Source organism: Burkholderia sp. L-4, from assembly GCF_056856535.1.
In genome coordinates this window covers 2,324,276-2,337,666 of record NZ_JBXEOX010000001.1, presented here as the reverse complement: position 1 = coordinate 2,337,666, position 13,391 = coordinate 2,324,276, and the positions used below count along the sequence as shown (strand labels likewise).

General features: G+C 66.7%; 11 protein-coding genes and 7 tRNA genes. 16 read left to right on the top strand and 2 right to left on the bottom strand.

Annotated features, from left to right (window positions below):
* Positions 1 to 31: 31 nt before the first annotated feature.
* From AC1VVG_RS10855 to AC1VVG_RS10830, 6 genes are all read left to right on the top strand, one after another.
* Positions 32 to 397 carry a hypothetical protein gene (locus AC1VVG_RS10855; RefSeq protein WP_034188887.1) on the top strand — a complete coding sequence of 122 codons (366 nt, stop codon included), beginning with the start codon at positions 32 to 34 and terminating at the stop codon, positions 395 to 397.
* Positions 398 to 547: 150 nt separating this feature from the next.
* Positions 548 to 2,431 (top strand): extracellular solute-binding protein, encoded by a 1,884-nt coding sequence (locus tag AC1VVG_RS10850; protein WP_482835615.1) that lies wholly within the window; start codon positions 548 to 550, stop codon positions 2,429 to 2,431.
* 51 nt (positions 2,432 to 2,482) lie between these two features.
* Positions 2,483 to 3,526, top strand: a complete 1,044-nt coding sequence (locus AC1VVG_RS10845) for a microcin C ABC transporter permease YejB (RefSeq protein WP_069245667.1) — start codon at positions 2,483 to 2,485, stop codon at positions 3,524 to 3,526.
* Between the two features lie 48 nt (positions 3,527 to 3,574).
* Complete coding sequence (locus tag AC1VVG_RS10840; RefSeq protein WP_034188884.1) at positions 3,575 to 4,672, top strand: ABC transporter permease; 1,098 nt, start codon at positions 3,575 to 3,577, stop codon at positions 4,670 to 4,672.
* Complete coding sequence (locus AC1VVG_RS10835) at positions 4,669 to 6,291, top strand: ABC transporter ATP-binding protein (RefSeq protein ID WP_034188883.1); 1,623 nt, start codon at positions 4,669 to 4,671, stop codon at positions 6,289 to 6,291. Before AC1VVG_RS10840 ends, AC1VVG_RS10835 begins: the two co-directional genes overlap by 4 nt.
* A gap of 128 nt (positions 6,292 to 6,419) precedes the next feature.
* Positions 6,420 to 7,094 carry a C40 family peptidase gene (locus AC1VVG_RS10830; protein WP_034188882.1) on the top strand — a complete coding sequence of 225 codons (675 nt, stop codon included), beginning with the start codon at positions 6,420 to 6,422 and terminating at the stop codon, positions 7,092 to 7,094.
* Between the two features lie 135 nt (positions 7,095 to 7,229).
* On the opposite strand, the gene AC1VVG_RS10825 is transcribed toward AC1VVG_RS10830, so the two are convergent.
* A complete protein-coding gene (locus tag AC1VVG_RS10825; protein ID WP_034188881.1) occupies positions 7,230 to 8,144 on the bottom strand; it encodes a patatin-like phospholipase family protein in 915 nt (304 codons plus the stop codon).
* Positions 8,145 to 8,423: 279 nt separating this feature from the next.
* Between AC1VVG_RS10825 and gltX the strand changes: the two genes are divergently transcribed.
* From gltX to AC1VVG_RS10780, 9 genes are all read left to right on the top strand, one after another.
* The gene (gene gltX / locus AC1VVG_RS10820; protein WP_034188880.1) at positions 8,424 to 9,833 is read left to right on the top strand and encodes a glutamate--tRNA ligase; all 1,410 of its coding nucleotides are present in this window, start codon (positions 8,424 to 8,426) and stop codon (positions 9,831 to 9,833) included.
* Between the two features lie 127 nt (positions 9,834 to 9,960).
* A tRNA-Ala gene (locus tag AC1VVG_RS10815) sits at positions 9,961 to 10,036 on the top strand.
* A 137-nt stretch (positions 10,037 to 10,173) separates the two neighbouring features.
* Positions 10,174 to 10,249 (top strand) — tRNA-Glu (locus AC1VVG_RS10810).
* 81 nt (positions 10,250 to 10,330) lie between these two features.
* Positions 10,331 to 10,407: transfer RNA gene (locus AC1VVG_RS10805), tRNA-Asp, on the top strand.
* Positions 10,408 to 10,470: 63 nt separating this feature from the next.
* Positions 10,471 to 10,546 (top strand) — tRNA-Glu (locus AC1VVG_RS10800).
* Between the two features lie 79 nt (positions 10,547 to 10,625).
* Positions 10,626 to 10,702: transfer RNA gene (locus AC1VVG_RS10795), tRNA-Asp, on the top strand.
* Between the two features lie 65 nt (positions 10,703 to 10,767).
* Positions 10,768 to 10,843 (top strand) — tRNA-Glu (locus AC1VVG_RS10790).
* A gap of 73 nt (positions 10,844 to 10,916) precedes the next feature.
* Positions 10,917 to 10,993, top strand: a tRNA-Asp gene (locus tag AC1VVG_RS10785).
* Positions 10,994 to 11,330: 337 nt separating this feature from the next.
* Positions 11,331 to 11,795, top strand: coding sequence for a GNAT family N-acetyltransferase (locus AC1VVG_RS10780; RefSeq protein WP_034188879.1), 465 nt, complete (start codon positions 11,331 to 11,333; stop codon positions 11,793 to 11,795).
* A gap of 23 nt (positions 11,796 to 11,818) precedes the next feature.
* Here AC1VVG_RS10780 and AC1VVG_RS10775 read toward each other — a convergent pair whose 3' ends face one another.
* Positions 11,819 to 12,697, bottom strand: coding sequence for an AraC family transcriptional regulator (locus tag AC1VVG_RS10775; protein WP_034188878.1), 879 nt, complete (start codon positions 12,695 to 12,697; stop codon positions 11,819 to 11,821).
* 255 nt (positions 12,698 to 12,952) lie between these two features.
* Between AC1VVG_RS10775 and AC1VVG_RS10770 the strand changes: the two genes are divergently transcribed.
* A complete protein-coding gene (locus AC1VVG_RS10770) occupies positions 12,953 to 13,369 on the top strand; it encodes a gamma-glutamylcyclotransferase family protein (RefSeq protein ID WP_034188877.1) in 417 nt (138 codons plus the stop codon).
* Positions 13,370 to 13,391: the final 22 nt, after the last annotated feature.

Here is a 13,391-nt window from a genome sequence, read left to right as displayed (position 1 = left end):
GTCATACATGACACAACCAGAAGAGGAATCCATGAAGACCTTGCGTGTTGCCTCGCTCTTGACCGGTATGACGGCCTTGCTCGTGTCGGGCGCAGCAATGGCGGGAGTCAATGTCGGGATCAACGTCGGCGTGCCGGCGCCGGTCTACGTCGCGCCCGCGCCCGTGTATGCGCCGCCGCCCCCGCCGCCGGTCGTCTACCAGCCTGCGCCGGTGTATGCGCCGGCGCCCGTGTACGCGCCGGGACCGGCGATCGTGATCGGCTGGCACGGCGACCGCTACTGGGATGGCCGCCGCTACTGGGGCCGCGACGACTGGTATCGCCACCATGGCGGGCGTCCCGGCTGGGACCGCGGTCACGGTCACTGGGACAACGGTCGCCACAACGGCTGGCGCTGATATGGCGCGGTGCGCGCGCGTGACGCGTGCGCGCCGTCTGCCCGTCAACAAGACCGGAAACCGCCCGCGTGGCGGTTTTCTTTTGGCCCGGCCGATTGAATGGGTAGAATCGTCCCACGTTACTACCCTCATTCGACCGACAGGGCCTCTATGACGAAGGGTTCGCCCCGGGCCGCCGCCGTGCGGGCCGGTTCCGGCGCGCTGCGTGCCGTACGGGCTGCCGGCCGCGCGGCCGCGGCGTTTGCGCTATGCGCCGCGCCGGCCACGCCGGCCGCGCACGCGGCCTATGCGATCGCGCAGTACGGCGAGCCGAAGTATCCGCCGGGTTTCAAGCATTTCGACTACGTCAACCCCGATGCGCCGAAGGGCGGCACGCTCGTGCTCGCGAACCCGAACCGGCTGACGTCGTTCGACAAGTTCAATCCGTTCACGATGCGCGGCAATCCGGCGCCGGGCATCGACATGCTGTTCGAGAGCCTCGCGACCGGCAGCTCGGACGAACCGGCATCCGCCTACGGGCTGCTGGCCGACGACATCGACGTCGCGCCCGATCGTCGTTCGGTCACGTTCCACCTGAATCCGCGCGCGCGTTTCTCGAACGGCGATCGCGTCACGGCCGACGACGTCAAGTTTTCGTTCGATACGCTGAAGAGCAAGCAGGCCGCGCCGCAGTTCGGCGCGTATTTCGCGGAAATCGCGAAGGCCGTGGTGGTCGATCCGGCCACCGTGCGCTTCGAGTTCCGCAGCGCGAACCGCGAGCTGCCGCTGATCGCCGGCGGCGTGCCGGTGTTCTCGCGCAAGTGGGGCGTGCGCGCGGACGGCTCGCGCATCCCGTTCGACCAGCTCGCGTTCGAGCAGCCGATCGGCAGCGGCCCGTATCTGATCGAGCGCTACGACAACGGCCGCACGATCACCTATCGGCGCAACCCCGCGTACTGGGGCGCCGACCTGCCGGTGCGGATCGGCACCAACAACTTCGAGCGGATCGTCTACAAGCTGTACGGCGACGGCGTCGCGCGGCTCGAGGCGTTCAAGGCCGGCGAATACGACGTGCTCGTCGAGTACATCGCGCGCAACTGGACGCGGCGCGACGTCGGCAAGCGTTTCGACAGCGGCGAGCTCGTCAAGCGCGAATTCCGCCAGCACAACGGCGCCGGCATGCAGGGTTTCTTCATGAACCTGCGCCGCCCGCTGTTTCGCGACGCGCGCGTGCGCCAGGCGCTCGACCTCGCGTTCGACTTCGAATGGCTGAACCGCCAGCTGTTCTACAGCGCGTACACGCGCCTCGACAGCTATTTCGCCGACACCGACCTGCAGGCGACCGGCATGCCGGGCGAGGGCGAGCTGAAGCTGCTCGAGCCGCTGCGCGCGCAGCTCGATCCGGCCGTGTTTGGCCCGATGGTCACGCAGCCGGACACGAATCCGCCGGGTTCGCTGCGCGCGAACCTGCTGAAGGCGCGCGCATTGCTCGCGCAGGCCGGCTGGACCTATCGCGACGGCGCGCTGCGCAACGCGAAGGGCGAGCCGTTCGCGTTCGAGATCCTCGACGATGCGGGTGGCGCGATGGAAGGCGTCGTGACCGCGTACCAGCGCAACCTCGCGAAGCTCGGCATCGCCGTACGTTTTCGCACGGCCGATTTCGCGCTGCTGCAGAAGCGTCTCGACGCGTTCGACTACGACATGACGACGATCCGCCTGCCGGGCGTGCAGGTGCCGGGCGCCGAGCAATATTCGCGTTACGCGAGCAAGTTCGCCGACGAGCCGGGCTCCGACAACCTTATCGGGCTGAAGTCGCCGGCCGTCGACGCATTGCTGCACGCGCTCGGTACCGCGCAGACGCGCGAGGATCTGCTCGACGCGACGCACGCGCTCGACCGCGTGCTGATGCACGGCTACTACGCGGTGCCGCAGTGGTACAGCACGACGCACCGGATCGCCTACAAGCGCTCGCTCGCCTATCCGCAGACGCTGCCGCTGTACTATTCGGCCGAAGGCTGGGTCGTGTCGACTTGGTGGGCGAAGCCCGATCACTGACCCGCACCCGCCTTTCGTCCAATCGCCCAACCGATCACGAGTCGACGCCCTATGTGGAGCTACATCCTCAAACGCCTGCTGCTGATGATCCCGACGCTCGTCGGCGTGCTGACGCTGACGTTCGCGGTGATCCAGTTCGTGCCGGGCGGCCCCGTCGAGCAGGCCGTGCAGGAATTGCGCAAGGGCGCGACGGAGCAGGGCGCGGTGCCGTTCGGCCTGCGCGCGCACACCGGCGTCGACGCGCAGCAGCTCGCGCAGCTCAAGGCGCTGTACGGGTTCGACAAGCCGCCGCTCGAACGCTACTGGCTGATGCTCAAGCGCTTCGCGCGCTTCGATCTCGGCGACAGTTACTTTCGCCACCAGAGCGTGTGGTCGCTGGTCGTGCAGAAGCTGCCCGTGTCGATCAGCATCGGGCTGTGGACCTTCTTCCTCACGTACCTGATCTCGGTGCCGCTCGGCATCGCGAAGGCCGTGCGCAACGGTTCGCCGTTCGACGTCGCGACCAGCCTCGTCGTGCTCGTCGGTTATGCGATCCCGGGTTTCGTGCTCGGCGTGCTGCTGCTCGTGCTGTTCGGCGGCGGCTCGTTCTGGCAGCTCTTTCCGCTGCGCGGCCTCACGTCGGACAATTTCGCGCAGCTGTCGCTCGTCGGCAAGGTGCTCGACTACCTGTGGCACATCGCGCTGCCGATCACGGCGTCGGTCGTCGGCAGCTTCGCGGTCGTCACGATGCTCACGAAGAACGCGTTCCTCGACCAGATCCGCCGGCAATACGTGCTGACCGCGCGCGCGAAGGGGCTCTCCGAGCGCAGCGTGCTGTGGAAGCACGTGTTCCGCAACGCGATGCTGCCGCTGATCGTCGGCTTCCCGGCTGCGTTCATCGGCGCGTTCTTCACCGGCAGCCTGCTGATCGAGACGCTGTTCTCGCTCGACGGCCTCGGGCTGCTGTCGTACGAGTCGGTCGTGCGGCGCGATTATCCGGTCGTGCTCGGCACGCTGTATCTGTTCACGCTGATCGGGCTCGCGACCAAGCTGCTCTCCGATCTCTGCTACGTGTGGGTCGATCCGCGCATTCAATTCGACAACCTGGAACGCTGACATGAAACGATCCATTCGCATGCCCGGCGTGATCGGGCGAGGGGCGCGATGAACCGGGCCGTCGCGTCATCCCGCATCGACGCCGCGCGCGCGCGCGTGTCGCCGTCGCCCGCGCGCCGCGTGTGGCAGCGCTTCAGGCAGCAGCGTCTCGGCTACTGGAGCTTCGTGATCTTCGTCGTCGCGTTCGCCGCGAGCCTCGCGGCGCCGCTGTGGTCGAACGACAAGCCGCTCGTCGTGCGCTACGACGGCCAGACCTATTTCCCGATGTTCCATGCGTATCCGGAAACGACCTTCGGCGGCGATTTCCCGACGCCGGCCGACTACCTCGATCCGTACGTGCGCAAGCGGCTCGAGGCGCCCGGCAACTTCGTCGTCTATCCGCCGAACCGCTATTACTACGACACGCTGAACTACTTCTCGAACGTGCCGAACCCGGCGCCTCCGTCGCGCGAGAACTGGCTCGGCACCGACGCGCAGGGGCGCGACCTGCTCGCGCGGCTCGTCTACGGGTTTCGCATCTCGGTCGAGTTCGGGCTGATCCTGACCGTGATCGGCACGCTGCTCGGGATCGCCGCGGGCGCCGTGCAGGGCTTCTTCGGCGGGCGCATCGACATCGTCGGGCAGCGGCTGATCGAGATCTGGAGCTCGCTGCCCGAGCTGTACCTGCTGATCATCTTCGCGTCGATCTTCGAGCCGAGCTTCCTGCTGCTGATCGTGCTGCTGTCGCTGTTCGGCTGGATCGGGCTCGCCGACTACGTGCGCGCGGAGTTCCTGCGCAACCGCACGCAGGACTACGTGCGCGCGGCCCGCGCGATGGGGCTCACGAACTGGCAGATCATCTGGCGCCACGTGCTGCCGAACAGCCTCACGCCGGTGATCACGTTCCTGCCGTTCCGGATGAGCGGCTCGATCCTCGCGCTCACGAGCCTCGATTTCCTCGGGCTGGGCGTGCCGCCGCCGACGCCGAGCCTCGGCGAATTGCTCGCGCAGGGCAAGGGCAACCTCGACGCGTGGTGGATCTCGCTGTCGACGTTCGGCGTGCTGGTCGCGACGCTGCTGCTGCTGACCTTCATGGGCGATGCGCTGCGCAATGCGCTCGACACGCGGATCGCCGATTCGGTGCGCGCGGCGGGAGGGCAGCGATGAGCGAGCCGACCGTATCGACGCAGCACGAGCCGCTGCTGTCGCTCGAGCATCTGCGCGTGCGCTTCGGCGACACGGTCGCGGTGGACGACGTGACGCTGGCGATCGGCCGCGGCGAGCGCGTCGCGCTCGTCGGCGAGTCGGGTTCCGGCAAGAGCGTGACCGCGCTGTCGATCCTGCGGTTGCTGCGCGACGCGGAGGTCAGCGGCGCGATCCGCTTCGCGGGGCAGGACCTTTCGACCAGGAGCGAGCGCGAGATGCGCGGGCTGCGCGGCTCGGACATCGCGATGATCTTCCAGGAGCCGATGACGGCGCTCAACCCGCTGTATACGATCGGCGTGCAGATCGGCGAGACGATCGTGCTGCACGACGGCGTCTCGGCCGTCGAGGCGCGCAAGCGCGCGATCGCGCTGCTCGCGCGCACGGGCATCGCGGAGCCGGACCGGCGCGTCGACAGCTATCCGCACCAGTTGTCGGGCGGCCAGCGGCAGCGCGCGATGATCGCGATGGCGCTCGCGTGCCGGCCGCGGCTGCTGCTCGCCGACGAGCCGACCACCGCGCTCGACGTGACGATCCGCGCGCAGATCGTCGACCTGTTGCTGGAGCTGCAGCGCGAGGAAGCGGAAAAGCGCGGGATGGCGATCCTGCTGATCACGCACGACCTGAATCTGGTGCGGCATTTCGCCGAGCGCGTCGCGGTGATGGAGCATGGCCGGCTCGTCGAGAGCGGGCCGGTCGAGCGGATCTTCGCGCAACCCGAGCATCCGTATACGCAGCGGCTGCTGAACAGCCGGCCGCAGCGCACGGTCATGCCGGTGATGCCGATCGCGCCCGTCGTGCTCGACGCGCGACACGTGAGCGTGCAGTTCGCGCGCAAGCGGCCGGGCTTCGCGGGCTGGTTCGGCACGGTGCCGGTGACGGCCGTCGCCGACGTGTCGGTGTCGGTGCGGCAGGGCGAGACGCTCGGCATCGTCGGGGAATCCGGGTCGGGGAAGTCGACGCTCGCGATGGCGCTGCTCGGGCTGCAGAAGACGGCCGGCGGCGAGATCGAATTCCAGGGGCGCGCGCTATCGAGCTATCGCGGCCGCGAGCAGACCGCGCTGCGCTCGAACATGCAGGTGGTCTTTCAGGATCCGTTCAGTTCGCTTTCGCCGCGTCACACGATCGAGCGGATCGTCGGCGAGGGGCTCGAACTGCATCGCCCGGACATGACGCCCGACGCGCGCCGCGCGAAGTCGCTCGCGGTGCTGCGCGAGGTGGGCCTCGACCGCACGGTGCTGCAGCGTTATCCGCACGAATTCTCGGGCGGCCAGCGCCAGCGGATCGCGATCGCGCGGGCGCTGGTGCTGGAGCCGCGGATCCTGATCCTCGACGAGCCGACGTCGGCGCTCGACGTGTCGATCCAGCAGCAGGTGCTGAAGCTGCTCGCGAATTTGCAACAGAAATACAACCTCGGCTATGTGTTCATCAGCCACGACCTGGAGGTGATCGGCGCGATGGCGCACCGCGTCGCGGTGATGCAGGACGGCGCCGTCGTCGAGTCGGGGGACGTGTCCGACATCTTCGCTAGACCGTCACATCCTTACACACAAAAGCTGTTGAAAGCGGTCTGGAAAGCGTGATAGGCGTCCAATGGTCTGATCATCTCGATTGTATTTATTAATTTGTTTTGACAAACGATTACGCGCTGGCTAGTATCGACCGAAATTTTCCGCCAATCAGCTGATTTTTAAGCACATTCCATCGACCAATGCAGCATCGATCCCTGACCCAGGCATGCGCGCGCACCATCGCCGGGCTATTCATCGGCGCCCTGTTCGCAGCAGCTCCCGGCGCGTTCGCCGACGAAGTCAGCAGTTTTAACCAGAATGTCACCAATTCGACTCAGATCGGGTCGGGTTCCTCCCTCCAGCAGGCCAGCACGCAGCCGTCGAGCGGCGGCGCGAAGTCGTTCCTCGCCGGCATGGCCGGCAAGGCGGGCGACGTGGTCGTCGGCGCGCTGAACATGATCGGCGTGCGTTATCGCTGGGGCGGCAACTCGCCGGATTCGGGCCTCGACTGCAGCGGCTTCGTCCGCTACGTGTTCCAGGACACGCTCGGCATGTCGCTGCCGCGTCGCGCGGAAGAGATGAGCCGCGTCGGCGAGAAGGTGAGCATGAGCAACCTGAAGCCGGGCGATCTGGTGTTCTTCAACACGATGCGCCGTACGTTCTCGCACGTCGGCATCTACATCGGCGACAACAAGTTCGTGCACTCGCCGTCGACGGGCAGCACCGTTCGCGTCGACGATCTCGACAGCGGCTACTGGGAAAAGCGGTTCACCGGCGCGCGCCGCATCGAATCGGAATTCCCGGCGATGAAGCCGGAAGACCTGCGGCGCGTGCGCGCGACGATCGGCGACGATTCGGCGAACGGCAACAACTGACGTTCGCCGGTCGGTCGGACCGGAAAAACCCTGTCACCGAAAGGCGGCAGGGTTTTTTGTTTTTGGGGCCGGCGTTGGTGGCGAGGCGGGTCGCGAGGCGGCGGCCCGGGCCGCCCGTTGCGGCGACAGCCGGGCTTACGCGGCAGCCACGCCGCGCGCGGCCGCGAGCTTGCGTTGCAGTTCCGGCATGATCCGCGCGACCGCTTCCTCGCCCGCGAGGATCGCCGCGTTGCGCTGGTTGAAGTCGCTGCCGCCCATCGCCGCGAGGTTCGGGCGGATCACGACGTCCGCGTACTTGTCGAGCTCGTAGGTCTTGATCGTCTGGCCCATGATCGTGAAGGTCTGCAGCAGCATCTCGATCGGGTTGTTGGTTGCCGCGCCGTCCGGCCGCGCCGAGATGTCGACCGCGATCACGAAGCTCGCGCCCATCTTGCGCGCGTACGACGCGGGCACCGGGCTCACGAGGCCGCCGTCGACATATTCGCGATTGCCGATCTTCACCGGTTCGAACACCGACGGCACGCTGCACGACGCGCGCACCGCGAGGCCGGTGTTGCCCTGCTGGAACAGGATCGGCTGGCCGCTCTGCAGATCCGTCGCGACGACGCCGAGCGGCTTCGCCATCTTCTCGATCGGCCGGTTGTTGAGCGTCTTGTTCAGGAAGTTCTGCAGCGCGACGCCTTGCAGCAGGCCGCGCGAGCGGAACGGCAGCGCCCAGTCGCTGATGGCCGCCTGGTCCATGTCGAGCGCGATCTTGTTGATCTGCAGCGCGCTCATGCCGGACGCATACAGCGCGCCGACCACCGATCCCGCGCTCGTGCCGGCGACGATCTCGACCGGGATGCCGCGCGCCTCGAGCGCCTTCAGCACACCGATGTGCGAGAAGCCGCGCGCGGCGCCGCCGCCGAGCGCGATGCCGATCTTCACGGGCTTCTCCTGCGACTGGGCCGGGTTGGGGCGGGACTTGTCGCCGAATGACGTGCAGGCGGCGAGGCTGGCGGACGCGCAGGCGATCGTGAAGTGGCGGCGCGACAGGCGAGGGGACGACATCGAATGGTTCTCCGGCGGCTTGGCGGCGGGTTACACGGCCCGCGGCGGCGATAGGTTTCGAGCGGCCGCGCGGCAGGTTCCGGGCGGCCGGCGCCGCGCCGGCTGGCGGCCGCGGCGCGCACATCATAAAGCAAGCGGCGCGCTTGGCGCGATGTCCGGCGCGAGTATAATTCCGGCTTCTTTCCCGTTCCGGGCGTCGCCGGCTCCGTTGCTGTCCGGGCTGCCGCCGCCGTCCCGCGTCGAATCATTCATGCGCCCCAGGCGTTCGAGTTACCGTTTATGACCCGTCCTGTCCGTACCCGCTTCGCGCCGAGTCCCACCGGCTTCATTCACCTCGGCAACATCCGCTCCGCACTGTATCCGTGGGCATTCGCCCGCAAGATGAAGGGCACGTTCGTGCTGCGCATCGAGGATACCGACGTCGAGCGTTCGTCGCAGGAAGCGGTCGACGCGATCCTCGAGGGGATGCAATGGCTCGGCCTGGATTTCGACGAAGGCCCGATCTACCAGATGCAGCGGATGGACCGCTATCGCGAGGTGCTCGCGCAGATGCTCGAGAAGGGCCTCGCCTACCCGTGCTACATGTCGGCCGAGGAACTCGACGCGCTGCGTGAGCGCCAGCGCGAAGCCGGCCTGAAGCCGCGTTATGACGGCACGTGGCGTCCGGAGCCCGGCAAGGTGCTGCCGGAGCCGCCGGCCGGCGTGAAGCCCGTGCTGCGCTTCCGCAATCCGCTGACGGGCACGGTCGTGTGGGACGACGCGGTGAAGGGGCGTGTCGAGATCTCGAACGAGGAACTCGACGACCTCGTGATCGCGCGCCCGGACGGCACGCCGATCTACAACTTCTGCGTGGTGGTGGACGACATGGACATGGGCATCACGCACGTGATCCGTGGCGACGACCACGTGAACAACACGCCGCGCCAGATCAACATCCTGAATGCGCTCGGCGGCGAGCCGCCCGTCTACGCGCACCTGCCGACCGTGCTGAACGAGCAGGGCGAGAAGATGAGCAAGCGGCACGGCGCGATGAGCGTGATGGCGTACCGCGACGCGGGCTTCCTGCCGGAGGCGGTCGTCAACTATCTCGCACGCCTCGGCTGGTCGCACGGCGACGCCGAGATCTTCTCGCGCGAGCAGTTCGTCGAATGGTTCGATCTCGAGCATCTCGGCAAGTCGCCCGCGCAGTACGACCACAGCAAGCTGAGCTGGCTGAACGCGCATTACATCAAGGAAGCCGACAACGCGCGCCTTGCCGAACTCGCGAAGCCGTTCCTCGACGCGCTCGGCATCGACGACGCGGCGATCGCGACGGGTCCGGCGCTCGACGCGGTGGTCGGCCTGATGAAGGATCGCGCGACGACGGTCAAGGAGATCGCCGAAGGCGCGACGATGTTCTACCGGGTGCCGGCACCGGAAGCCGACGCACTTGCTCAGCACGTGACCGATGCGGTGCGCCCGGCGCTGGCCGATCTCGCCGCCGCGCTGAAGGCGGCCGACTGGACGAAGGAAGCGGTGTCGGCCGCGCTGAAGGCGACGCTTGCCACGCACAAGCTGAAGATGCCGCAGCTCGCGATGCCGGTGCGTCTGCTGGTGGCGGGCACGACGCATACGCCGTCGATCGATGCGGTACTCGTGCTGTTCGGTCGCGACGTCGTGGTGTCGCGCATCGAGGCCGCGCTCGCCTGAGGTCGTGCGTCGACGAAGCTGTCCGCGTGCGGGGGCGCGGCAGCTTCGCAAAATATTTCGCGCGAATCGCAAAAAGGGTATTTACAAGTTCAAAGTAGGTCCATATAATCTCATTTCTGTTCTGCAAGGGGGTATAGCTCAGCTGGGAGAGCGCTTGCATGGCATGCAAGAGGTCAGCGGTTCGATCCCGCTTACCTCCACCAACAGAACAAGCTGAGTTGATTTGCGAAGCAGTGGTGGTAATAAATGCTTCACAAAATGATTCAAAGCAGTTAGAATTTCGGCCTTCGCTGTTGACCAGAAGTGAATAGCGAAAGTCAGACGGATCTGAAAAGATCATGTCCCCTTCGTCTAGAGGCCTAGGACATCACCCTTTCACGGTGAGTACAGGGGTTCGAATCCCCTAGGGGACGCCAGATTCAGCGGCGTTTCGTCGTAGAAGTGTCGCGAGGCTTGCAGGAACGTAACCGACGTCCTGCGGGTTGGGTAAGAAAGCTGGAGCGGTAGTTCAGTCGGTTAGAATACCGGCCTGTCACGCCGGGGGTCGCGGGTTCGAGTCCCGTCCGCTCCGCCAGAACGAAGCCCGTTCAAGACGTTTTTGAGCGGGCTTTTGTATTAAGGATGTAAGCAGTACGTTGTCCCCTTCGTCTAGAGGCCTAGGACATCACCCTTTCACGGTGAGTACAGGGGTTCGAATCCCCTAGGGGACGCCAGATTCAGCGGCGTTTCATCGAAGTGTCGCAACGCGTGCAGGAACGTGACGAGATCCTGCAGGCGGTGGTGCAGAAAGCTGGAGCGGTAGTTCAGTTGGTTAGAATACCGGCCTGTCACGCCGGGGGTCGCGGGTTCGAGCCCCGTCCGCTCCGCCAGAACGAAGCCCGTTCAAAGAACGTTTTTGAACGGGCTTTCTCGTTAAGGATGTAAGCAGTACGTTGTCCCCTTCGTCTAGAGGCCTAGGACATCACCCTTTCACGGTGAGTACAGGGGTTCGAATCCCCTAGGGGACGCCAGATTTCGGCGTCGTTCGAACAAACGATGCGCCGGCAGGAAGTAACCGACGCCTGCCAGGCAAGCAGCAAGACTGGAGCGGTAGTTCAGTCGGTTAGAATACCGGCCTGTCACGCCGGGGGTCGCGGGTTCGAGTCCCGTCCGCTCCGCCAAAAAATGAAGAAGCCCGCCTCGTGCGGGCTTTTTCATTTGCATCGTCGTCGCGCCCGCTGGCGGGCGCGTGACCGCGGAGCGGAGGAAGCCGCCTGCGCGGCTTCCGGCGGGACTCGAAGGGATGCGCGTGCACGCGCATCCGCGGCCTGCAGGATGTAGGCGAGTCCCGTCCGCTCCGCCAAAAAATGAAGAAGCCCGCCTCGTGCGGGCTTTTTCATTTGCATCGTCGTCGCGCATATCGCCGGTCGCGCACCCGCCCACCGCTACGAGAAATTCGCGATTGCATCCGCGCGCGACTGCGCTATCGTGGCGGGATGCGTTCTTGACCCCTGCGTGATGCTCGACCCGACCGACCTGCGACTCCTGTATCAGCTCCGGCCCGCGGAACCCGGCGATTTCCCGTTCGCCGAAGCGCTGACGCACGGCAACATGGGCGGCTATTACAAGCGCCATGGACTCGTGTGGCGCAGCGACCTGTTCTACGCGAGCTGGCGTGAATCCGAGAACTTCATCCTCGAGGCCGACGGCGAGCGCATCGGCGTGCTGCGCGTGACCGAGGAAGGCGATTCGCTGCACATCCGCGACGTGCAGATCGCGGCCGGCCATCGCGGGCAGGGGGCCGGCACCTACATGCTCGACATGTCGCATCGCTGGGCGCGTGCGCGCGGGCTGCACGAACTGCAGCTGCGCGTGTTCGTCGACAATCCCGCCGCGCGCCTTTACCTGCGCATGGGCTACCGGGTCGCCGGGCCGCGGCTCTCGCAGCTGGGCTCGATCCGCCACATGGTGCGGCCGGTCTGACGGTCCGGCGATGCGGCGCGCGGTCAGCGAGCCGCGTCGATCGCGTTGTCGTCGGGTGTTTCGTCTTCCGCGAGGCTGCCTTCCGCGCCGCGATGCTCGTAGCCGCGCAGCATGAACGCGCGCGGGCTTTGACCGAAGGCACGGCGGAACATCGCCGAGAACGCGCTCTGGCTCTGGTAGCCGAGTTCGCGCGCGATATGCGACAGCGGGCGCCCCTGGTTCAGCAGCGGGATCGCCCGCGCCAGCAGCGCCTGCTGGCGCCACTGCGAAAAGCTCACGCCCAGCTCCTGCTTGAAGAGCCGCGAAATCGTGCGTGTGCTCGCGCCGACCTCGCTCGCCCAGTGTTCGAGCGACTCCGCATGCGCCGGGTGCGCGAGCACCGATTCGCACAGCATGCGCAGACGCTTCTCGTCGGGCATCGGCACCGCGAGCGGCAGCGGTTCGGCGTGGCTCAGCTCGTCGAGCACGAGGCCGCACAGCAGCCGCTCGCGCGCGGCGCTCAGGTCGCGTGCGTCGAGCGCGACGATCAGCTCGCGCAGCAGCCCCGTCACCTCGACGACGCGGCACGCGTCGAGCCCGTCCGGCACGATCGACTCGTCGATATACAGCGTCCGCAGATAGGCCTCCTCGACGATCACGACCTCGTGCGTCACGTGCGGCGGCACCCAGATCGCGCGGGACGGCGGCACCATCCACGTCGTGCCGGTCGTCGCGACGCGCAGCACGCCGCGCGACGCATACGCGAGCTGCGCCCACGCGTGCGTATGCAGCGGGATGCGGCGGCCGGCGTCGACCTGCCGCGCGCGCACGCGCATCGGATGGACGGCGGTCGGCGCGAATTCGGGCGGAATGTCGATGACGTCGTACGGGTTCGATGCGTCGGCTTGGACGGGCGGATTCATGGGCGGTTCGGGCAGCGCGGCGGCGATGCCGTTATTTTAGAAGGCGCAGCGCGTGCGCATGCGGCGGTTTCCCGGGCGATCATGCCGTGTTCAAATGAACGTTGTGTGGGCGCCGGCGCTTCCCGGGCAGCGGGCCGCCGCTGCGAGCGCCGGCGGCTTCGAACCATCCGGCCGGTATCGCGGTCTATCGTGGCAGGCGCATTTTCATGTAAAGCGCGCGAACACGGCAATCACGAATCGAAGAGGAGAACCACGATGCGTTACGTATTCGTCTACGGCACCTTGCGTGCCGGACAAGCCAACGACATCGGCCATGCGGCCGCACGGCACGGAATCGCGGCGCCGACGCTGCTGGGCGCGGCCGCGCTGCCGGGCGAGCTGTACGATTTCGGCACGTATCCGGGAATGATCGCCGGGCCGGTGTCCGGCAAGTCGCTGGTCTGGGGCGATGTCTACGAGGTCGACGAGCGACTCGTCCCCGTGCTCGACGAGATCGAGCGCGTCTATCCGGGCGTCGACTCGCTGTTCAAGCCGGAAGAAGTGACCGTCGCGCTGGGCGGCCGGCAGTATGCATGCCTGTATTATCCGATCGCCGCGCATGCGGTCGCCGGGCGTCCGCGTATCGAATCGGGTGACTGGGCCCAGCACCGACGCGAGCAGGAAACCGCGTGAGCGTTCCGGCGGCAGCCGGATT